This is a genomic window from Streptococcus orisratti DSM 15617, assembly GCF_000380105.1.
Taxonomy (GTDB): Bacteria; Bacillota; Bacilli; order Lactobacillales; family Streptococcaceae; genus Streptococcus; species Streptococcus orisratti.
This window is the reverse complement of record NZ_KB904468.1, coordinates 13,165-34,335: the sequence shown is the minus strand read 5'-3', so window position 1 is coordinate 34,335 and position 21,171 is coordinate 13,165. Positions and strand designations below refer to the sequence as shown.

General features: G+C 38.2%; 15 protein-coding genes. 3 read left to right on the top strand and 12 right to left on the bottom strand.

Annotated elements, in window-relative coordinates; genetic code table 11:
* A partial coding sequence (locus tag A3I7_RS14360) for a hypothetical protein (protein ID WP_211207761.1) occupies positions 1-193 on the top strand: 193 nt, incomplete at its 5' end.
* Between the two features lie 89 nt (positions 194-282).
* On the opposite strand, the gene csn2-St is transcribed toward A3I7_RS14360, so the two are convergent.
* The 7 genes from csn2-St to A3I7_RS0105910 all read right to left on the bottom strand — a co-directional run bounded on the left by csn2-St (position 283) and on the right by A3I7_RS0105910 (position 14,078).
* Positions 283-1,332, bottom strand: a complete 1,050-nt coding sequence (gene csn2-St, locus A3I7_RS0105940) for a CRISPR-associated protein Csn2-St (RefSeq protein ID WP_018375870.1) — start codon at positions 1,330-1,332, stop codon at positions 283-285.
* On the bottom strand, positions 1,329-1,652 hold the full coding sequence (gene cas2, locus A3I7_RS0105935) for a CRISPR-associated endonuclease Cas2 (protein WP_018375869.1): 324 nt from the start codon (positions 1,650-1,652) through the stop codon (positions 1,329-1,331). The genes csn2-St and cas2 overlap by 4 nt, the downstream gene beginning before the upstream one ends.
* Positions 1,653-1,656: 4 nt before the next feature.
* A complete protein-coding gene (gene cas1 / locus A3I7_RS0105930) occupies positions 1,657-2,565 on the bottom strand; it encodes a type II CRISPR-associated endonuclease Cas1 (protein WP_018375868.1) in 909 nt (302 codons plus the stop codon).
* A gap of 166 nt (positions 2,566-2,731) precedes the next feature.
* On the bottom strand, positions 2,732-6,121 hold the full coding sequence (cas9, locus tag A3I7_RS0105925; protein WP_018375867.1) for a type II CRISPR RNA-guided endonuclease Cas9: 3,390 nt from the start codon (positions 6,119-6,121) through the stop codon (positions 2,732-2,734).
* Positions 6,122-6,218: 97 nt separating this feature from the next.
* Entirely contained in the window at positions 6,219-9,848 is a 3,630-nt protein-coding gene (addA, locus tag A3I7_RS0105920; protein ID WP_018375866.1) for a helicase-exonuclease AddAB subunit AddA, read from the bottom strand.
* The gene (gene rexB / locus A3I7_RS0105915) at positions 9,841-13,089 is read right to left on the bottom strand and encodes an ATP-dependent nuclease subunit B (RefSeq protein WP_018375865.1); all 3,249 of its coding nucleotides are present in this window, start codon (positions 13,087-13,089) and stop codon (positions 9,841-9,843) included. The genes addA and rexB overlap by 8 nt, the downstream gene beginning before the upstream one ends.
* Before the next feature lie 86 nt (positions 13,090-13,175).
* A complete protein-coding gene (locus A3I7_RS0105910) occupies positions 13,176-14,078 on the bottom strand; it encodes an HAD family hydrolase (RefSeq protein WP_018375864.1) in 903 nt (300 codons plus the stop codon).
* 358 nt (positions 14,079-14,436) lie between these two features.
* Between A3I7_RS0105910 and lysS the strand changes: the two genes are divergently transcribed.
* Positions 14,437-15,927 (top strand): lysine--tRNA ligase, encoded by a 1,491-nt coding sequence (gene lysS / locus A3I7_RS0105905; protein ID WP_018375863.1) that lies wholly within the window; start codon positions 14,437-14,439, stop codon positions 15,925-15,927.
* Between the two features lie 586 nt (positions 15,928-16,513).
* Positions 16,514-17,056, top strand: coding sequence for a biotin transporter BioY (locus A3I7_RS0105900; protein ID WP_018375862.1), 543 nt, complete (start codon positions 16,514-16,516; stop codon positions 17,054-17,056).
* Between the two features lie 184 nt (positions 17,057-17,240).
* On the opposite strand, the gene A3I7_RS0105895 is transcribed toward A3I7_RS0105900, so the two are convergent.
* From A3I7_RS0105895 to A3I7_RS0105875, 5 genes are all read right to left on the bottom strand, one after another.
* Complete coding sequence (locus A3I7_RS0105895; RefSeq protein ID WP_018375861.1) at positions 17,241-18,200, bottom strand: aromatic acid exporter family protein; 960 nt, start codon at positions 18,198-18,200, stop codon at positions 17,241-17,243.
* Positions 18,201-18,208: 8 nt separating this feature from the next.
* On the bottom strand, positions 18,209-18,805 hold the full coding sequence (locus tag A3I7_RS0105890; RefSeq protein ID WP_018375860.1) for a restriction endonuclease subunit S: 597 nt from the start codon (positions 18,803-18,805) through the stop codon (positions 18,209-18,211).
* Between the two features lie 370 nt (positions 18,806-19,175).
* Positions 19,176-19,670, bottom strand: coding sequence for a thiol peroxidase (gene tpx, locus A3I7_RS0105885; RefSeq protein ID WP_018375859.1), 495 nt, complete (start codon positions 19,668-19,670; stop codon positions 19,176-19,178).
* A 76-nt stretch (positions 19,671-19,746) separates the two neighbouring features.
* Positions 19,747-20,403 carry a DNA alkylation repair protein gene (locus A3I7_RS0105880; protein WP_033418601.1) on the bottom strand — a complete coding sequence of 219 codons (657 nt, stop codon included), beginning with the start codon at positions 20,401-20,403 and terminating at the stop codon, positions 19,747-19,749.
* Positions 20,403-21,155, bottom strand: coding sequence for an HAD hydrolase family protein (locus tag A3I7_RS0105875; RefSeq protein WP_018375857.1), 753 nt, complete (start codon positions 21,153-21,155; stop codon positions 20,403-20,405). Before A3I7_RS0105875 ends, A3I7_RS0105880 begins: the two co-directional genes overlap by 1 nt.
* Positions 21,156-21,171: the final 16 nt, after the last annotated feature.

Genomic DNA, 21,171 nt, shown 5'->3' with positions numbered 1-21,171 from the left:
GTTTTACAGTTACTTAAATCTTGAGAGTACAAAAACTACTTTGGGTGGTGTTTTTAAAGCTAATAAGTTTTACAGTTACTTAAATCTTGAGAGTACAAAAACTAGAAAAAAAGATGTGAAAAATATATCATTGTTTTACAGTTACTTAAATCTTGAGAGTACAAAAACATGGCATGATGATAGCTCCAATTGACCAATGTTTTACAGTTACTTAAATCTTGAGAGTACAAAAACCTCAAATCGTCATTCTTGTTTTTGTACCTCTTTTATTATAGCATAAAACTAGGACTTGTCTTGTAAAAATTTCAGCTCCAAAGGGTTAGGTTGAGTCACCATATAGTCACCAAAATGGTTATATTGATAAAGGTGATTGAGTATTTTCAAAACTACCATATCTTTTATAGATAGGCTGATATGAGCTATAACTTGACTAAAAAGATAGCTACCAATTTTTCGGAGAGAAACCATTAATTCTTCTTCAGATGGGGTTTGATTGGTGGGATACTGTTGAATAACCCGTTGATAGAGAAAATCAAACTCATAGAGGTGTTCTACATAATCTGAAATAATGTTAATATATTCTATGTTATCACGATTAACGTAGAGGTAGCCTTCACTAGAAGGAAAATTGATAACATAAAATTGAGGGTATAGATAGCACAATGCTTCCAACTTTTGGCAAATACGATTAAAAGCTGTGTAATCAAGATAGTCATCCAGATTTTTTAATACTAACAATATCCTTTCAGAATACTCTTTTAAATGTTCTTCTAGCATGTTAAGAAAAAACAATAACTTCTCTTCATTATCGACAAACTCAAAAGCAATCTGTTGTCCCTTTAGATAAAAACAAGGCTTGAAGCTTTTTGATAACAATTGTTCTGCAGTAAAATCTAGACTTTCGACACCATACCTCGCCTGATGGCAACTTAAATCTAATCGTTCATTTAACTTCAATGCTACGTTAATTAACTTATGGTTGATATCATCTAAATCTTGAGTGATACCCATACTGTCTAAGTGACGCTTCATAAATTCAAAACTAACAGTTCCTTTCTTATAAGCCATCTCTTGGACAAGATCCTCTACCGTAGATATAGAGATAAATTTAAAATAGTCTCTCTTTAATACCATTTTCTCACTGAATACCTCTGGTTCAACTTGATGGTATAAACTTAAATCCTCCGCAGAGTACCGTTTTCCATCAAAATACCATTTCAATAATTGCCAGATATAATACTTTAACTGTTGGTTTTGTCCAGTGATTTGAGTAAATTGTCCAACATTGATCTCAAGATTTTCTTTATAGGGATGTGAAAATTTTAATTTCATATTATCACCAACTTATGATCACTCACGACTTCTTCTTGCTTGGTCTTGCCGCCTACAATTAGGACCATTTCTGAAAACTGTTTTTCAGTTACCGCTAAAAGCCTGACATTACCAGCAGGTAGGACACTCATTTTTAGGCGTTTATAAAATTTATTGGCAAAACTCCTATTAGGGCAGGTACGATAATAAACAGAAAATTGCAACATCTCAAACCCATTAGCCAGTAATTCTTTACGGAATTGACGATAAACTCGCTTATCTTGCGGTGTTTCTGTAGGTAAATCAAAAAAACATAATAATCGCATAGCTTGGTACCTCATCTTATCACTCCATCTCTAAACTTGATACGATCGGACAATAAAATTTACTGCCATCCTTATCCTCGATACACTTGATGAATCCTTTAACGTACTTATCCATAGCCCCCGTCACTGTGCACATCTCATTGCCATATCGAATCCTAACATTTAGTAAAGCTGTTAGTCCTAATCGATACTCATATTTTAAATAATCTTGTTCTCGCAATTTTTGATAAACCCAGATATCGACAATTTGCCGAAAAGGTTCCATTAAATCATCAACCAAATTAAACTGGTTGTATTCATTTTTATGGAAGATGCCTAAAAGAGGATTGAGCCCATAACCAGAAACAATTCGCGCTAACTGAGCTCGCATAATAGCATAACCATAGTTAAGACCTGCATTAATCACATCCGTTTCTTTTTGCGTTTCTCGTGAAAAACTTTTTCCAAATAACTCATTAAAGTAAACTTTTGCTGCATGCCCTTCACGGTTAGTGACATCCCCCAATTCAATGGACTCTTTATATTCTGATAATAATTGGATAGCTTCTATATTTTTTTCAAACATTGACAGTACATCTTGTTGATTGTTTATTTTATAGTAAGTAACAATTTGCCAAAGTCTATCTTTTTGCTCTTTCGTCCAAGTCATCTGAGCTTGGAGTTTTTTATAGGCCCTAAAATGCCCATTTTGAGCATGATAGATTCCTGTTGGCAAGTGCTCATTATCACACACCACTAAAGCAATGTTGTACTTACTAAGAGAACTTAGCAGACGAAGAGTGACAACTGTATCTCCTCCTTCTGCTACTATTAGTGAGATATCACTTAAGGGAATGGTGTACTCCTCACCCTGTTTAATCACAAGAAGATTATCCAATTTTAAACGCATCTTTTCACTTTGATTAACATGTACAACTCTCCAAGTCATAAGTCTCTCCTTTTATTTAAAACGAAAAGCACCTCGTATAAACGGGGTGCTTGATTTCGGCATAAAGCCTTATCTTTGTAGGCTCTGCAAGATTTAAGTAACTGTGCAAGGCGTCCCTTGCACTATCTATTATATAGCGTTTACAAAAATATTGCAACCCCTTTTATCATTTATTTTTATGTCGTTTAATACTATTTTCAAAGCTCAGTTTAGGCTGATTTCCTTCTTTTTTGATAAAGTGCTGATAACCAAGAACATCGGTTTTAACTTTGTAGATGGAAATACCAACTTTGTTCAAACTTTTTAGACACTGACCTCCTTTGGCAACTGTTCCTAAAACAGTAAGTAAAGATTGCCCACCATCAAATTTAGCCTTATCATAGGGTTTTAACTCAACATAATGTTTTTGATTTGGCATGGTACGTGACAAAAATCTAAATACTTGTTCCTCGCCATTTTCAATATCTTTTATTAATAATAGGTCGTTTTTATAAAGAGTAAACTTAAATTCTGATTCTGCAGAAATACCTTCTCTTTTCTTGATTTCATCGTATTTTTCTTGAGAGATGGTATAATTTCCTGTTCCTTTTTCAAAACTTAAGTCAGCGTACTTCAGTCCTAATAATTCGTATTTAGCAGTTTTAGGATTAAAGTATAAGTCTGCTCTCCAAGGGTTTATAGATTGTAAAACCACAGGATTCTTACTGTCATCTGGTGTGACATCAACATGGTTTCCAAGTTTATTATCATAATATTTCAATGCCTTAATCGGGGTTCCTTTGTTTTTACGACTATACTTAGTCATTAAGCCATTTTGTTGCCGATATCTTTCAAAAGGATTGCCGACTTCTTTCCCCTTATCGTCAAACTCTTTGTAATCACGTAGAATCACTTCAATAACCTTTTCCCAAGTCAAAGGATCCTTCTGATACATTAAAAATACTGTCTTATCTTTATCATATCGTTTACGGAAGGCATCATAACCCGTCTGGCTATAGATATCTTTAATTTTACCTAAAACATAGGTTTCTTTTTTCCTATCTCTTGATAATTGCGCTTGTCTTGTCGCATAAATCGTTGCATCCGAGATTTTTCGGTTGACCTTAGAATCTATCTGATAAGAAAAGAGAATCTCATCCTCAAATGATTTTGAAGAAATCGTGTGAACAAAGCCTTGATAAGGTGATTGGAAGACTAATTTCTTGTAGTCGTCATCTGATAAAATCTCACCTGTTTCCAAATTGATCTTTTGACCTTGCTCATACTCTTCAAACATCGGATTATCTTGTTTTTTCCACAATTTTAACTGACTAGAAGCCGCAATAATAAGAGCATCAATAGCATGATGATGATAGGTATCTCGTGTTTTATCAATTTTCCACTGTCTGCGCAATTGTGAGGTAAATTGACCACGAACTACTGAAACTTTGGTCTCTTTATTCATTACTTCTAAAGCATCTTGTAAGGTAGTTAGCACTACCCGCGAAGCATAGCGTGTATCAACCAAGTTACGTGCAATAAATTTTCGTCTGACCTCAATTTTATCAATATCTTCTTCTGTTAATAAATACTCACGTTTCTTCTTACTTAACCTCTTACAATCCAAAACAAAGGCTTTAAATTCCCTATAAGACCAGGCTGACTTCATCTTTGGAATAGCCTGATAAGGCGTTTGCTGCCCTTTTTCTTGGTTTGCGGTTGCTAAAACTAAAACCTTATTGCTCAGACTATCATCAAACGATAAGGATAAAGGCATAATATGATCAATTTCATATTGATTTTGATTATGAATTAAATCATGAATAGAGATATCTTGACCAGTGTATAAACATTTTCCGTCTTGCTGATACCATAAACGAATCTTAGTAGCTAACTGCTTGTGCCCATGAAAGACCTCATCTGGCAGTTCTTTTTTCCCATTGTAAAGAGATGCTGCAAACTCTGTGGCACTCGCCTTTTCCTTAGCATTAGCTTTTTGCCCATCCGCAATTCGCTTCTTCTCATCATCTTCATTTTTATCACGTGGCATTTCAATAACGATCTGATCAAATTCTCCCCACTTTTTGATACATTCATTGATGATTTTAATAGCTTGTCGAACAGATTTAGCAACAACAGGATTATAAATCTCCTCTGTAGCATCCTGCTCATTGATGTACTTGGTTCGAAGAGTGACTTTTCGCTCGGGAGACATTTTATTTAATCTCGTCAAAATGGTCATCTGTTCTTCACTAGTAGCATATAACTCAGGAATAAGTTCTGACATTAATTTCAGTGAGAAGCTATGCCAACCTTTTCCAAATAGCTGGCTTTTTGATTTTCTAAACTGAATCAATTCATCAATTTGTTCCCTAGAAAATAGATTGGGAAAATCGTTTACGATAGCCTCTTCAATTCCTTCTCTGTCTGTATTTAGAGTTAAAATACGTGCTAGCTCATCTATCATTTCTCTAGAGAAGGTAGCTACATCAAAGGTATTTAATTTGGTCATCGCTCGATAAGCTTCAAAAGTATGCAAATCTGGTTTTTCTTTATTGTCAATACGATAGCCTTTGATATCATCTTTGGAGCATCCAACCATCCTAGCAATTTCTTTTAGTAATTTGTCAGGTCCTAAAGTTGCAGCAGTAGTTGCAAATCTGACTAGGTCTTTTTTCTGATCAGTGCTTAAACGCTTGGTCTCTGTAGGAAGTGTCAAATTATTCAAATCATTTAAAAAATTGAATTCTTGTGCAGTATAGGAAGCCTTTGCTGCACGGTACTCATCTGGATAGATACCACATTTTCCAACTAAAATATCAAAAATATTATCAAGCGTTGTACCATCCGTGCGATAGCGTCCATAGTCCGTCCGAGATTTTTCATTTCCTGGGCCATGATAATATTTTCTTTTTGAGGTTAAAATAGTAATAAAATCCTCAATAAATTCTGAACTAATTTGAGGATAATAGAGTGCTTGTGTCTCCAAGATTTGCTCTGCTTCTTTTTTATAATCTGTCGTTGAAAAGACATTGATAATCCGCTGTTGCTCTCCCTCAGGTGTCACAATGTCAAAATCTCCACGTATCTGACCATATTTTTCAAAGCGTTCCCATTGAATTTGTCCTGGTGTTCTTGTTTTTAGAAGCTCTTTATTAGCTAAAACAGATTTAGCATAGTTAGTTTTAGCACTTGCATTATCATCTTCTGCATCATCAAGATAAGATATCCCCCGATGCTTACTGAGATTTTTCAATGCAGCAAACAGTTCCTCAGGTGCCAGCTTCTCTGTCAGTCCTCTAACCCTTAGCTCATATGGGTTTAAATTTAGATTGTTAAATCGTGTCTCTAGTTTATATTCTTCAAATAAATCTTTCACACGTTTCATACGGTGCTTCTTACGACGAATCAAGCGCCTTCCACCACGAAAACCTCGACGCTCTGCATTGTTATCCGCATTAGCTGATGGAAATAATCGAGAACTTGCATGGACAACTTTTCCTGTATCAGCTTCAATAACACCAACTCCTACAGATGCAATCCCGATATCCAAACCTAAAATTTTTCCATTTGTCATATTTTTGACTCCTTATTTTTCTCACTCCTTTATTCTACACCTTTATATAAAACAAGACAAGCGTTTTCATAACGCTTGTCTTCCGTTTTCATATCATTTACAAGGTGATGATTTTTAAGCTTTCACCTCCCAATAAAATAAGGTGTTTTTCCACATTCTGGATGTTGTAGGATTTGCTGAGGGCTTCGGCATAGAGTGACATTTGACCTGCGTAACGCTGCTTGATATCTTCTGGATTAGTGAATTTATCGGTCTTGTAATCAAAGAGGACGATGCGGTCATCAAGTAAGATGTAGCCATCGATAATCCCACGCACGACAAATTTTTCCTTGCTTTCAGGATCTTCCTTGAGCATGGCAAACGGAGCCTCGCGGTGAACCTTATCTGCCTTTTCTTGGATAAGATGCCCCAGAGGGGTTTCTTCAAAGAAAGTCAAAATTTTCTCCGTTTGAATGCGAGCCTTCACTTCATCACTGACTGATAGCTCAGATAAGGCTGCCTCAATGTCTGAACTTGCAACCTTTTGGGACAGGCGCAGACGTTGCATAAGCTCGTGAACTGCTGAACCTATCTCAGTAGCTGAGACAGGTTTCTTCTTGCTGAAGTCAGGGAGATCAAACTTTGGATTGGCTTGGTAGGACTTCTCCATGACATCTACCCCATCTGTCCCTATGATAGGCTCGTAAAACTTCTTGATTTGACTTGGGGTACGAACGGTCGGTAGCTGGCTGGCAGCTTTGTAGGTTGCATTGATGCGGTCAACGGCCCCCAGCATATCTAGCGCACGCGCAATGTCGTCTGACTGACGATTATCCTTGAGGTCATCCGGGTCATAGAACTGCTCCTGTTTAATTTGCCCAATCTTATCTTCTGTCAGATCAGCATCAGTGACAAAGCTAGTTTTAAAATACAACTCCTCAGCGCTATAGGCTTCTTGAATAGCTAAAATCCAGTCTTGGAAAGTCATAAAATTCTCTCGCTCTGCTATCGGCAAGTGGTTACGCTCTGACTTACCGCTATACTTGTCTGCTATTTTCGCAGAGCTTCCTTTTCCAACAAGATAAAGTTTCTTTTCAGCCCTTGTCATAGCAACATAGAGAAGACGCATTTGTTCAGACAAAGTGGCTGTGCGCAGTTCCCGCTTGTTGAGCTGATAAGGAAGAGTGTCCATGCTGACTTTGACCGAAGGCAGCAGTTTCTCTCCCAACTCTTCCTTCAAATCTGCCACATATTTAATACCGACACCATTTTCACGCGACAAAATCAGGGGGGAGGTCATATCCTGAATGCTAAATTTTTTATCAATATTGAGGACAAAAACGTACTTGAACTCCAACCCTTTGGACTTATGAATGGTCATGAGGCTAACAGCATTCTTGGGAAGGGCTACTTCGACATCAGCAAGGTCGTTCTGATTTTCTAAAATCTTATCAATCATGCCAATAAAACGAGATAGACCTTTAAACCCAGTCTTTTCGTAATTGTTGGCGCGTAAGGCTAGCGCATATAAATTAGCCTGACGTTGTTCAGCTCGCGGTAGAGCTCCCACGTAATCATAGTAGAACTTATCATTGTAGATTTTCCAAATCAGATCGTAGAGCGAATGCATTTTAGCAAAACTCCGCCAATCCAAAAAGTTTTCAAAGAAAGCTTCCAACTTAGCGGTCAAATTTACTGTCATAAGTTTCTTATGCTCACCCTTTTCAACACGCGCATTTTGCAGTTTCTCGTAGAGATTTTGCTTGTGATAACCCTGAGTATTTTGAAGAGCCAGACGAGCCAGTTCATCCTCATCAAAGTTAAACATGGGCGATCGTAAGAGAGCTACTAGTGCATAATCGTTGAGTGGATTGTCAATGGCGCGCAGAGTGTCTAGCATGACCATGACTTCAACCGACTTGAGATAATTTTGCTCACCACCATCAGTGACCAACGGAATGCCGTACTGGTCAAAGGTTTGTAAAATCCCATCATTGCGAGTGCGTGAAGACACTAAAAGCGTAATGTCTTCAAATTTGACCTTTTCTTCGTTATGAAGACGAATGATTTCCTTGGCAACTAACCTTACCTCAGATGGGCTAATTTGGTTACTGTCTTCGTCTGTTGAAAATTCCTCAGAATCATCCGTATCATAGAGCAAGACCTGCGTTTGATTTTCAGGATGGGCTTCTTTCTGGGCTGGACTGCCTGCAACTAATTGGTGCGTGCCATCGTAAAGAATTTCACCAACCGCCTCATCCATAAGGTGGGTAAAGATGCTGTTAGTAGTCTGCAAGACTTCTGACTGACTTCGGAAATTCTCCTTGAGCAAGATGAGTTTGCCTTGGCTAGGATCCTCTTGGAAGGCCTTAAATTTTTGATTGAAAATCTGCGGGTCTGCCTGACGAAAACGGTAAATAGACTGCTTGATATCTCCCACCATGAAGCGATTGTGACCATTTGATAAGAGTTCCAGCATGCGCTCCTGAGTATGGTTGTTATCCTGATATTCATCCACCATGACCTCGTGGTATTTGTTTTGAAAAAGCTGTGCGACATCAGGATTTTCCTCTAAAATCTGAATGGCAAAATGAGCTATGTCTGAAAACTCAAAGGCATTTTCTTGCAATTTAGCTTGTAAATACTGGTCAGAAAAATCCCTGACAAAAGCTTGTAAGATTTCCAACAGAGGCAGAGTTTCCTCCTGATACTTGAAAATCGTTTCCAGATGCTGCCAACCTGTCAGACGCACTTGAAGAGCCTTGAAAACAGAATACTTGCTACCTGCCACCGTCACACTATCACCAGATGGGATGAGATTAGCTACATCGTTGGCACATTTACTCAGACCTTCACGACCATAAATGCTGTCAAAATGCAAGGCCCAATCATGCAATTTTTCAATCATGATCAGATGCTTTTTATAGGCTGCTGTAGGTACACCTTTGCCAGTGACTTGTTTGTAGTCTGGCAAATCTGTCACATCTCGCAGACTATCAGCCGTATCATGCAGACAAGTCAGAAAATCAGCAATCTCTTGGTCTGGAATGGCTGAAAAATCAGTATAGGTCTTAGCACCCTTGAGAAACTTATCTTGCAGCCATTTTTGAGGACTGTCCGTTGCCTGACTAAAATCGTAAATCTTGTAAACCAGACTTCTAAAGGGGATGGCGTCTTTGCGATTGCCCGCGAAATTCTTGACTAATTTCCTAAAAACAGCTGAACTATTTCCCGAAGCATAAGAAGTAAAAAGGTCAGCGAAAACTTCATTTTTGAGAATGTCTTGCTCACTCTTATCCGTCATGATTCGAAAGGCAGGTGATACTCCAATCAGATAACCATACTGGCTGACCAGCCTTTGAGTGAAGGCATCCATAGTTCCAATATCAGCTGTCTGAACAGCTGCTAGTTGCTCAGAGAGAAACTGCTTGAGTTCAGGATTTTCCGTCAACTGTAGTTGCTCTGCTATTTTCTTTTCCAAACGTTCCTTTAGCTCACCAGCTGCCTTGACCGTGAAGGTTGAGATGAAGAGTTGGTCAATGCTCACACCACGTAAAATCTTGTCAATAATGCGCTCAACCATGACAAAGGTCTTCCCAGACCCCGCTGACGCTGAAACCAGAATATTAGTGCCAGAACTGTAAATAGCCTCAATCTGCTCAGGCGTTCGCTTCTGCTTCTTATCTGATTGCGCTTCTGTCATTTGCAAGGAGGTAATTTGCTCAGCTGTTAAAAATGGTTTAAACATTGTCTTCCTCCATTGTTGCTTCTTTTGATTGCATCAAGGTCAAAAATCCCTGACGTTTCTCCTTTCGTGGCAGTTTATAAAGCTGTCTAGCATAAGGCATGTGACGGTCAGCTTCAAAGTGTGTAATACTTTTAAGCTGCTCGCCCTGCACCGACTTACCATCCTCACTGTAAGGATTGATGAGGAATTTCCCTTGGCGAATAGCTTGCGCAGCATTGCCATAGAGGTACTTATTGTAAGACAGTAAAATCGCTAGTTCATCTCGGCTATAAACTGAATCGGTCAAATGGTAACTACCATTGGCTAAATGTTCCTTTTCATCTTCCAAGAAAAGTCCCTTATAAGTCAACTCCTTATGAAGCACCTCAGGGATTTTATCTAAAGTCTTTACCCTTGCTAGGTCAGTTCTAGGCTCCTGCATGTGCAGGTACATCGCACCAAAAATCTTATCCTGTTCAGACAGTTGCCGTTTATCACGCAAGGCTTCCATATAGGTGACTAACTGCGGACTAAGACCATTATAAAATTTCTGAATATCAAAAGTGTTCTTGCTGGATTTGTAGTCAACAATTCCAAGACTACCATCTGTCATACGGTCAATGCGATCAATAATCCCCTTGATACGCACGGCATTATCCAACATAAGCTCAAAAGTCTCCTCCTCACTTTCCACCACAATCTGACTGTTCTGACGTAAGATGGTTGCAGTGCTACGGGCAATATCTTCCAATACGCCCAAGGTATAGCGACTCTCTTCGTCTTCTTCGTAAATATTTTGGAAAGTCTGCTCCCTATTTGTCATTTGAATAGCTTGCGCCAGCTTATAGTCAAAAGTCTCCTCTGACTCATCCTTCATGACCAACTCAAAAACACGATGTAAGTAAGTTCCATGATTTCTAGCATCGGGATGGATACTCTCCTGCTCTTGCAAGCCTAGCACATACTGTAAAAAGTAGAGGTACTGGTTATTGTAAAAAGTCGTCACAGCAGAAGAGGACAGGCTGATCGGTTCATTGACTGGAAAGCGTGCCGCCATGACTTCGCTAGCAACCGTCTTGGTTACCATATTGTCATTGATTTGTGGGACCTCCACGCCTTCTTGCGCTAGCTTTTTACGCAGATAGCGAACTGCCACCGACCAAAAGGTCTGCTCGTTCTTGGACATTTCCAATTCTTGGGCAATAGCAGAGCGGTTAATCTCAACTACGCGTGACAAGAGGGCTTTATAATTGCCAATGTCTTCTGGTCTAGTTGAATGATAATTACGACCCTTAACTAGAACTGGCACACCCAAAGCCTGCAGTTCCAGTAAATAGCTAGAGGTATTGTCTTGGGCCTCGTTGAGAATTTGCGGAAGGCTTAAAACCAGTTCTTCTGTAGCTGAGTTGAAGAGCGATAGCGCTGCAAAATGATTTTTCTTGAGATTATCACGTGTTGGAATGTCAAAATGACATCCATCAGCTGTCGCTTCATTGACCTTGATACGTTCCTCATCCGAAATTAAGCTGCGATTTTGTGCAATCTTTGGAAAATTCGACTGAGTCATCCCTAGCGCAAAGACAAATTTATTGGTATGTGGTTCAACCAAGTCATAGGCCTTGACAGTTACAACATCAACTGTCGCTGGCACCATACGGTATTCTGCTGCCATCATGCCTGAACGTAGTAAGGACAGACACTCGTCCAAGGTCATTTTTTGGTTCCCAAAGATAGTTTGAAATTGCTGCAAAATTCCTGTAAATGTCCGCCAAACCTGCTCTTGCTTCTCTTGGTCAATCTCAGATAAACCATCTGCTAGCTCTGCCATATTTTCCGATAATGCAATAGCTTCCAAGAAAGTCATGAACTTATTCAAGAGACTAGAGCCCAATTGCTTACGTGCTTTAACTAAATCCTGCAATGGGGTCAGTAAGTTTGTTCGCAGAACGTTAAGATGCTTCAGAGAATATTTGCCATTATTGACCGTGAAATCCTTGAAGAACTTGCTTTGCCCTTTAATATCGGCATAGGTCACATATTGTTCAAATTTGTCCAATTGGTCTTGGTTAACCTTGCCATAAAGGCCTGATTTGAACAGATTCATGACATCTTCCGTACGAAAATTGTAGCGCTTAATCCGCTCTAGTGAATCCACAAACTGCACCAGAGGATGAGCACTCATGCTTTCTGCCTTTCCAAAATAATAAGGAATCTCATACTTATCAAAAATCTTGCCAACCTGTAGCTTATATGACTCCACATCGCCCAACAAAACCAAAATATCCTTATAACGATAACCTTCATAAAGTTTCTGACGAATGGCCCTGGCCACATGCTCCACTTCTTCCTTCTGGTTGATGACATCCCAGATGGCATAGTGCCGCTTGTCTGCCTCAGTTAGCACTAGGTCTGTCGTCGTGAAATCATGTTTAGCTTCAAAGAGCTGCGATAGCTTAGCAAAGGCTTCTAAACCAACTTCTTCTGAAACCGCATAGTTTGGTTTAACCTCAAAGCGACTGGCCAAACTTCTCAGAAAATCAAGCCCAGCTTGATAGACATTTCCAGCCGTGAAGCTCGCTTTGTAGGCTTTTTTACTGACATAGGTACCGATAATCACTTCCGCCCCATGCTCATGCAGCAGACTGACTAGATTTTCCTCTTCGGCGGAAAATCGCGTAAAACCGTCAACAACAACAACCAAATTTGCTAATTCAGCGTCTAATTGTCCAGAAGCCACCTGACTCGCAAAGAAAGCGACCTTGCTCTGATTGTCATAATTGCCGCCTCGCAAAATATCTTCAACTGCTAAAAAAATAGTCAGCAGGTCTCCTTGCTTCTCAGGTGTACTTAATTCTGTCAGTTCCATCACCGTCAAATTAGCTGACTTTAATTCCTTGTACAAATCCACCAACTGATTGATGAATTGGCTATCCTGTTTCAGACGACCAAAAACTTTCAAATCCGTATCAGACAGACTAGCCAAGGCACGATAAAAGACCATAGCCAGACCGTTATCATCTAGGCTATCTTTCTGATTGGGAGCATTAAGCACAAAATAGCGAGCCATCTGCGCAAAACGTGTGATAGTGATGGCAAAGGAAGCCTGTTCAGGCAAAGCCTGCAAAACCGCTCGCTCCTTTTCAAATGACAGCGAATTTGGTGCAATGTAAAAAATACGCTTACCTGCTTTAGCGGCCTGTGCAGCTTCATTGACCAAAATTTCAGTCATGTTATAGTTTATATCTGTATAGAGTAATTTCATGTGCTAGCCTTTCCTTAGAAATCAATAGTACTATTATACCAAAAAAAGCCCTGCAGAGGTTATCTACACGGCTTCTAATTACCAGTTCAACGGCTGTATTTTAAGCGTAGCACTTTTTCCTGTTGTTTCGTTAAGCGCAGTAAAATCACAACCTTATCAATACTCATATTGCTTTCTAACAAGCGTTCTGCAGCCATCATGAGACCATTGTTAATGCCCATTTCTAAAATAGGATTCTTCTTGTCATTGACATCAAAGATGAATTTGTTGTCAGGTAAATCAAAGAGAACCTTGACAGCTCCAAAAAGCTGTTCAAAGTTATCGATGGCAACATCATAAACTGGTTTAATGCCAGGTTTAAGGCTACGGCCTCGGTGGTTGAACCACATAGAATGCCAGCCACCATTAAAAGCTCCCATGATATCATTATCGTAAGAATCACCAACGTAGAGCGTTGTTGCAGGATTCATATCAAATTGTTCAGCTGCCAAGTTAAAGATTTCTTTCTCTGGCTTTTGAAAACCCGTTGCCTGACTGACGAGAACACGCTTGGGATCAACATAATCGTAAAGCCCCAGTTTCTTAACTTTCTTCAATTGATGTTCTGTTGGACCGTTAGTAATAATCCCCATAGGAACACCTTTTGATTTTAAGAAATTAAGGGTCATTCGCATCTCGTCCAACATGGTAATGTTTTCAAGTTCATTTTCATAAACTTTTTGAAAATGAATACCCATTGCCTCATCAATTTCACGGTAACCAAACTCTAACAAGGTTTCCTTGCAGCGCCAGAAACGAAAATACTCTGTAGTCCAATCACCGGCCATCACACGTGGAAATCCAACATCAGAATAATGTCGAAAACGAATGTATGCTTGATTGATATGGGTTATATCAAAATCAGGGAAACATTTTTCCACGGCAATCCGATAGGGTGCCTGCTGGTCATAGATGGTATCATCCACATCAAAAACAATCGAAGTAATCATGATTTTCCTTTTTCTCCAAATTTTTCAATACGACTATCATTATACCGTGTTTGGAATATTTTTTCAATTTAGAGCCAAAAAAGTAACGTTATCAACCGAGGATGACTGGGTACAACATCTACAAAGTTTTCATTAATAAAATGTCCCAGAATTGATCCCTCTTTTCTGTTAACAAAGTAAGGTTGCCATTTTCTCTATCCTCATACACAATTCAGATAAAAGCCCTTGCCTGAATTAAACACAAAGAAGAGTTAAACCTCTCAAATTTATCACTAAAAATAAAAATTTCCTTATCTATTTTATCCCTAAACACTTGTTTTTATGGTAGAATAGGAGGGAATATTATTTGGAGGAAAACATGTCAAACGAACATATCGAAGAATTAAATGACCAACAGATTGTCCGTCGTGAAAAGATGACGGCTTTAGCTGACCAAGGAATTGATCCTTTTGGTAAACGTTTCGAACGTACCGCTACCTCTGGTCAATTAAAAGAAACCTACGCTGACAAGACAAAAGAAGAACTGCACGAAATCAATGAGACTGCTACTATCGCAGGTCGTCTCATGACTAAACGTGGTAAAGGTAAGGTTGGCTTTGCCCACCTTCAAGACCGTGATGGTCAAATCCAAATATACGTCCGCAAAGACGCTGTTGGGGAAGACAATTACGAAATTTTCAAAAAAGCTGACCTTGGGGACTTTCTTGGGGTAGAAGGCGAAATCATGCGTACTGACATGGGTGAACTTTCTATCAAAGCTACTCACATTACACACTTATCAAAAGCTCTTCGTCCGCTCCCTGAAAAATTCCACGGACTGACAGACGTTGAAACCATCTACCGCAAACGCTACCTAGACTTGATTTCAAATCGCGAAAGCTTTGACCGATTTGTGACCCGTTCAAAAATCATCTCAGAAATCCGCCGTTACCTTGATGGACTTGGCTTCCTCGAAGTTGAAACACCTGTCCTTCACAATGAAGCTGGTGGTGCTGCGGCAAAACCTTTCATTACTCACCATAATGCTCAAGATATGGACATGGTACTTCGTATCGCCTTGGAACTTCACTTAAAACGCCTTATCGTTGGTGGGATGGAACGTGTCTATGAAATTGGTCGCATTTTCCGTAATGAAGGTATGGATGCCACTCATAATCCAGAATTTACTATGATTGAGTTGTATCAAGCCTATGCAGATTTCCAAGATATCATGAATATTACAGAGGGAATCATTCAGCAAGCAGCCAAAGCTGTACATGGCGAAGGATCAATTACCTATCAAGACACTGAGATCAAGATTAACGAGCCTTTCAAACGTATTCATATGGTTGATGCTATTAAGGAAGTGACTGGTGTTGACTTCTGGCAGGCTATGTCGCTTGAAGAAGCACAAACTATTGCCAAGGAAAAGAATGTTCCACTTGAAAAACATTTTAACACGGTAGGTCACATCATCAATGCCTTCTTTGAAGAATTTGTGGAAGAAACGCTAATCCAACCAACCTTTGTTTACGGACACCCTGTTGAAGTTTCACCACTGGCTAAGAAAAATGCAGATGACCCTCGTTTTACAGACCGTTTCGAACTCTTCATCATGACCAAAGAATACGGAAATGCTTATTCTGAGTTAAATGATCCAATTGATCAGTTGGAGCGTTTCAAAGCTCAAGCAGCTGCTAAAGAACTTGGTGATGACGAAGCAACTGGCATTGACTATGACTATGTTGAAGCCCTTGAATACGGTATGCCACCAACAGGTGGACTTGGAATCGGTATTGACCGCTTGGTGATGCTTCTCACAGATACTACAACCATCCGTGATGTACTACTCTTCCCTACGATGAAGTAATTGAGGTTATGAACCTTGATTTGACAGGCTTTGTCACTACTACTTGCCTAAAATTAACATCAAATTTTTATAAGCTGTAAAACTGGTAAATAAAATAAACCGAACACCTTCAATTCAGAATCAATATCTGTGGAAGTTGTTCGGTTTTTGTTTATTTAAAATTCGAGTTCTTTGTAAGACCTGATTTATCAGAGGTCTATTTTACATTTCTGGAAAAAGCCTTAACTTCAGCTCATATTCGCTTTTTATTACTTGGAAGTTGATTCAATTTTATATAATTTTATCGTGGTGCTAGTTAATTTCAAAATACAATAAAAAGCCCAAATGGACTATACTGTAAGTGACAAAACATACAGGAGGTTAGTCCAAATGAGCCACTTACAGTATACTGCTAAATCTCATCATTTGCAATGGAATTTACGCCAATTATCTCAAATTTACCTTTTTTGCTTAAAATAAGGACAAATAAAAAATTGTTTTTATAGTTAACATTTCAAATTTTATGGTTGACATTTTTAGAAACGTATATTAAACTTATGTTAACCTTATAAAATATAGGGTTAACATAAAATTTTGAGGTGATTCGATGTCAAAAAAAACGACCTTATCTTTGATTCTTCCTGCTTTTGGGGCGGCTCTGATTGTTGTGTTGTCACAAATTGTTATTCCAGTGGGAACCATTCCGTTCACATTACAAACCTTAGCAATCGGTCTTATTGCAACTCTTTTTAGACCACGTGAAGCTGTGCTAAGTGTCTTACTCTACCTCTTACTTGGAGGTGTCGGCTTACCTGTTTTTGCTGGAGGATCTGGTGGATTTTCAGCGCTTATGGGACCTACCGCTGGTTTTTTATGGGGATTTGTCGTTTATGCCCTTACAACATCCTTTCTAATTAATCCTAGAACATCACTTGTTGTAATCTTTCTAGCAAATTTGTTGGGTGCTATTACAACACTTGTACTCGGTGTTCTTGGACTTCACTTTTTGGCAAATATGACTTGGCAGGCTGCTTTTTCAGCTGGTGTCTTACCTTTTATTGTTTCTGATTTGGTAAAAATACTTGCCATAACATTTATAAGTAAACCAATTTTTAATGCTCTAAAACAAGAGGAGTATTTTAAGCAATGATTATAGACTAACCTTCTTTTCAACCATATTTCTATTGTGAAACCCATCTTATAATTTCTGAAATAGTAGGTTTTTGGTTATAGGCTATGATTTATAATATCCGAAAATAACAAAAGCTACCTTCTGCCTAAGGCGAGGGTAGCTTTGTTATACGATTCATATATATCCAAAAACTGATAAGCCTTCAATCGTCAAGGTAGTAGTCATGATAAAAAAAGACTTTTAATTGTATAAAACGTTCTAAATCTTGTAAGAGCTGAAAAAGAATAGCTCGTGTTTCAAATTCTTCACGTGTCTTTGGAAGTTCTCGCTGACGAAAAGTTTCAAGCATTTGATTAATATCATCAATCAGAGTTAAAGCAGGATTTTGCTGGCTAAGTTGTGCAGCCGTTTCATGAAAAAGGTGGGCTAATAAAACACTCTCTCGAACTTCTAAACGACATTGATTGATATTAAGAGCCATTTGTCGTAGGAGCTGGTTTTGCTGCTGACGCATTTCAAAATAATGAATATGATAATTGGTATGATGGAAAAGATGATTACTACTATCATGATAAACTAGCTGTAAAGCATCCTCAAGGATCTTATCCAACTCGTTTATTAAAGTAGCATCATTCCGACCATTTCCTTGCAAAAGAAAACTTTCAAAACGATAAAGAATAGCCTTTAATTGCTCTTCAACCTTGGCATGAATGGTCTCAATTTCCTTATCCCTAGAAGGCATATAAAAATTAAAAATCAAAGCAAGCCCAGCTCCAATAGCAAATAGACAAAACTCATTGAGAATAATAGGAAGATCCAAACTTTGCTCAGCCATTAAATGAGTCACTAAAACCGTAATTGGTGCGACACCTGTTTGAATCATTAACCGATATGAAAGTGATACATAAATCAACAAATATACTAACAAAGCAATGAGGTTATAGCCCAAAACGGTGAAGACAAGAGCTGCAATCATAAAAGCAAGAAGAAAAGACACAAGACGCTGTCCTGCAACCTTTAAACTTGTTTTTCGCGTCTCTAAAACACTTAAAATAGCGATAATTCCAGCAGAGCTGGCATAGGANAAATTCAAAAAATTAGCAAATGCAATAGCTAAGATAGTCGCTAAAGAAATCTTTATGGTCCGTTCTAAAATTCCCATATGGCCTCCTAAAACAAGCCCTTTTTAACTTCTGCTTTGACAAGTGACCATTCTTGCTCAGCACGTGATAATTTTCGCTTATAGTCATTGAGCCCTTGACGGTAACGCTGAACAAAATAGGATTGTTTTAATAATGGTAATTGTGGTATTTTAATACTAAGAATTTTTTGCGTACTTAAATTCATGACACTTTTTCCAGTATTTGTCTCTTCCAACAGCATTTGCCCCAATTCAGTGTCTAAAAATAATTTGATGTAATAGCCTAAAATATCAGCCGTTGGACGTAGAACAGTAATATTAGCTGAGGCAATTACCTCTCTATTTTGTTTTTCAAATACAGCGACTTTCTTTACAGTCCCCTTTGAAGCAATCAATACATCTCCATCCTCCAATAAATAACGAGAAAGAGAAGCCGGAGGGGTATCAATCATTTTTAGATGATCATAATCAATTCCAATTTCAGTTATATCCACCAAATTGATAACTGCTAAATTACCTTCTTTAACGAATTTAGACACTGCTTTTCCTTTGAAACAATCAACAACTTCTCCCAAACTAACTTTAGGAGAGGGATTGGTATAATATTCTTCAATAAGTGATGCCATAATATCTCCTTAAATAATTAGTATTATAATACTAAAGCATGTGTATTTCAAGTTTCTGGTACTTATCATTATTAAATCACATTATCTTAGAAATGAAGCAAAACATTGTTCATATATATGCAGATACAATTTTAAGGTAACCATTAAACACTCATCAAAATAGGAATTTGATTTTCAAGAGCTCTATATTATTTTTGACCTGAGTACTAAGTCGTTCGCTACAAGCTGTACTGGGGCGCGGCAAGCTAAGTTTACAATGTATAAAAAATAAGCTAAATGACTTTATTCGTTTACTCTAATTTACGGAGAATGTACTTTGATATAAAAAACGGAAAATAGCTTTAAATCAGCTTTCCCGCCCTGTTATATGTTATAACTCCTTAACTGCAACAAGTGCCGCTTCATAATCTGGATCTGTATTGACATTTTCAAGATATTCTACATAGACCACCGTATTAGTTTTATCCAAAACTAGGACTGCACGTGCTAGCATGCGCCACTCTTCCATCAAAACGCCATAAGTTTTACCAAAGCTATTATCAAAATAATCTGATAGCATGATGGCATTTTCCAGCCCTTCTGCACCACACCAGCGTGCTTGAGCAAAAGGTAAATCAACTGAAACAGTAAGTACGACAGTATCTTCCATATTGGAAAGTTCTGTATTGAATGTTCTGGTCTGTCTTGAACAAATACCTGTATCTATTGATGGAACAATGGAAATGATTTTTTTCTTACCAGCAAAATCCGATAAGGTTTTATAAGTCAAATCCGTTGCCATGAGTTTAAAATCATAGGCTTTGTCTCCGACCTGTAATTGATTGATAGCGTTAACTGTCACTGTTTTTCCAATAAATGTTGGCATATGGTTACCTCCTATTACCAACATTGTAATCAATTTCTAAAGGTTTTACCAAAATTTTGACTGAAAATTTCCAAGCTTAAATATACTTACTGCCTTCTCTCACGCTCAGTGGTGCCATGTCTTTTCTATATTTTTGAAAAAAGCTACGCACCCACTCTGGATTAGTTTTTGAATAATCTCTCAGTGCCCAACCAATAGCTTTATTGATAAAAAATTCCTGACTACCAAAATTAGCCAGCAAAATTTCTTCCAAGAGCTTTGTATTTGTCTGACTCTTACGTCCCAACTGATGTTCAATTGCTAGACGCCTTACCCAAAAATTGTCATCACGAGCCCAGCTGCGCATCAAATCATCTACCCGTCTGTCAGTAAGACCGATGTTACCTATAATCTGATCTAAAAAATCAATGCTATCCCACCATTGTCTGTTCCTGACAAAATTCTCCAACTTAGGAATATCATCAAATGATAAATAGTTTTTCATAGCGCGTAAATAGTCTCCAACAAAATATTGATACTCACGTTGTGGCGCCTGCCAGCAAATCTCTAACAGGTTCCAATCAATCACCTTGCTTCTTCGCTCAGTAGCTATCAAATCTTTATAGATCGCCCTACGTTGGGGAGTTTGAATGCCATAATAAACAAACTGATTTTTCATATAAGCAGCCATTTGCCTTGCCTTATCAGGATTGGCTGACGCTTCAAAACGTTTTTGTAACTCATCAAAAATCATCATGAAAATCTCTCAAATACTTCTAAAATTTTTTGCCTAAGATCAACTGTACTGATTATCTCATCAGCATAAGGTTGCAATAAGTCGAATTCTCCAACCTGTACAGAATAAGCTGACGTTTCAAACATTGCAATATCATTCTTATCATTACCAAAAGCAACAAAATTCTTCCCCAGCATCTTAACGATAGTTGTTGCTTTATTCGTCATGTGAGGATTAAGGTAGAGACATTTTTCATGAGCATGATAATCTACATCTAATTGTTTGGTGGCTAACAAGTCATGACAAAACTCCTCAACCAGTTCCTCGCGTTCTCCCATATAAATCACCATCTTAATTGGATTATACAGCTCATCAATAGCCAATTTCTGTGCTAAATTCAAAGGATCAACACTCTTGATAAAGGGAATTTTTTGATCATAAAAACTAGCATAATTAAAATCATCATCCACAAAATAGGGCAACTGATAGTTGTGACAATAAAAAAGTGCTAAAGCATAAGCATTCTTTTCTAAATGTTGATGAAAAATCAAATCCCCTGCTTCATAAGCAAGTCCGCCATTTAGCCCAATCACCAAGTTCTGCGCCAGCTGATTTCCCAAAACATCTATGCAATCACGATAGGCACGAGCTGAAGCAAAAACCACCCTGTGACCAAACTTTGGAGCATTCTCTAAAATTTCCTTGATATCTGCTGAAATTGTTCTACGGTCAAAACAAATAGTACCATCTAAATCAAATACAAAATTCATGTCATCATTGTAACAA

What these genes read in the sequence shown, in the direction of transcription:
- csn2-St (WP_018375870.1), bottom strand. Translation starts at nt 1,332, where the DNA reads ATGAAATTAAAATTTTCACATCCCTATAAAGAAAATCTTGAGATCAAT.
- cas2 (WP_018375869.1), bottom strand. Translation starts at nt 1,652, where the DNA reads ATGAGGTACCAAGCTATGCGATTATTATGTTTTTTTGATTTACCTACA.
- cas1 (WP_018375868.1), bottom strand. Translation starts at nt 2,565, where the DNA reads ATGACTTGGAGAGTTGTACATGTTAATCAAAGTGAAAAGATGCGTTTA.
- cas9 (WP_018375867.1), bottom strand. Translation starts at nt 6,121, where the DNA reads ATGACAAATGGAAAAATTTTAGGTTTGGATATCGGGATTGCATCTGTA.
- addA (WP_018375866.1), bottom strand. Translation starts at nt 9,848, where the DNA reads ATGTTTAAACCATTTTTAACAGCTGAGCAAATTACCTCCTTGCAAATG.
- rexB (WP_018375865.1), bottom strand. Translation starts at nt 13,089, where the DNA reads ATGAAATTACTCTATACAGATATAAACTATAACATGACTGAAATTTTG.
- A3I7_RS0105910 (WP_018375864.1), bottom strand. Translation starts at nt 14,078, where the DNA reads ATGATTACTTCGATTGTTTTTGATGTGGATGATACCATCTATGACCAG.
- lysS (WP_018375863.1), top strand. Translation starts at nt 14,437, where the DNA reads ATGTCAAACGAACATATCGAAGAATTAAATGACCAACAGATTGTCCGT.
- A3I7_RS0105900 (WP_018375862.1), top strand. Translation starts at nt 16,514, where the DNA reads ATGTCAAAAAAAACGACCTTATCTTTGATTCTTCCTGCTTTTGGGGCG.
- A3I7_RS0105890 (WP_018375860.1), bottom strand. Translation starts at nt 18,805, where the DNA reads ATGGCATCACTTATTGAAGAATATTATACCAATCCCTCTCCTAAAGTT.
- tpx (WP_018375859.1), bottom strand. Translation starts at nt 19,670, where the DNA reads ATGCCAACATTTATTGGAAAAACAGTGACAGTTAACGCTATCAATCAA.
- A3I7_RS0105880 (WP_033418601.1), bottom strand. Translation starts at nt 20,403, where the DNA reads ATGATTTTTGATGAGTTACAAAAACGTTTTGAAGCGTCAGCCAATCCT.
- A3I7_RS0105875 (WP_018375857.1), bottom strand. Translation starts at nt 21,155, where the DNA reads ATGAATTTTGTATTTGATTTAGATGGTACTATTTGTTTTGACCGTAGA.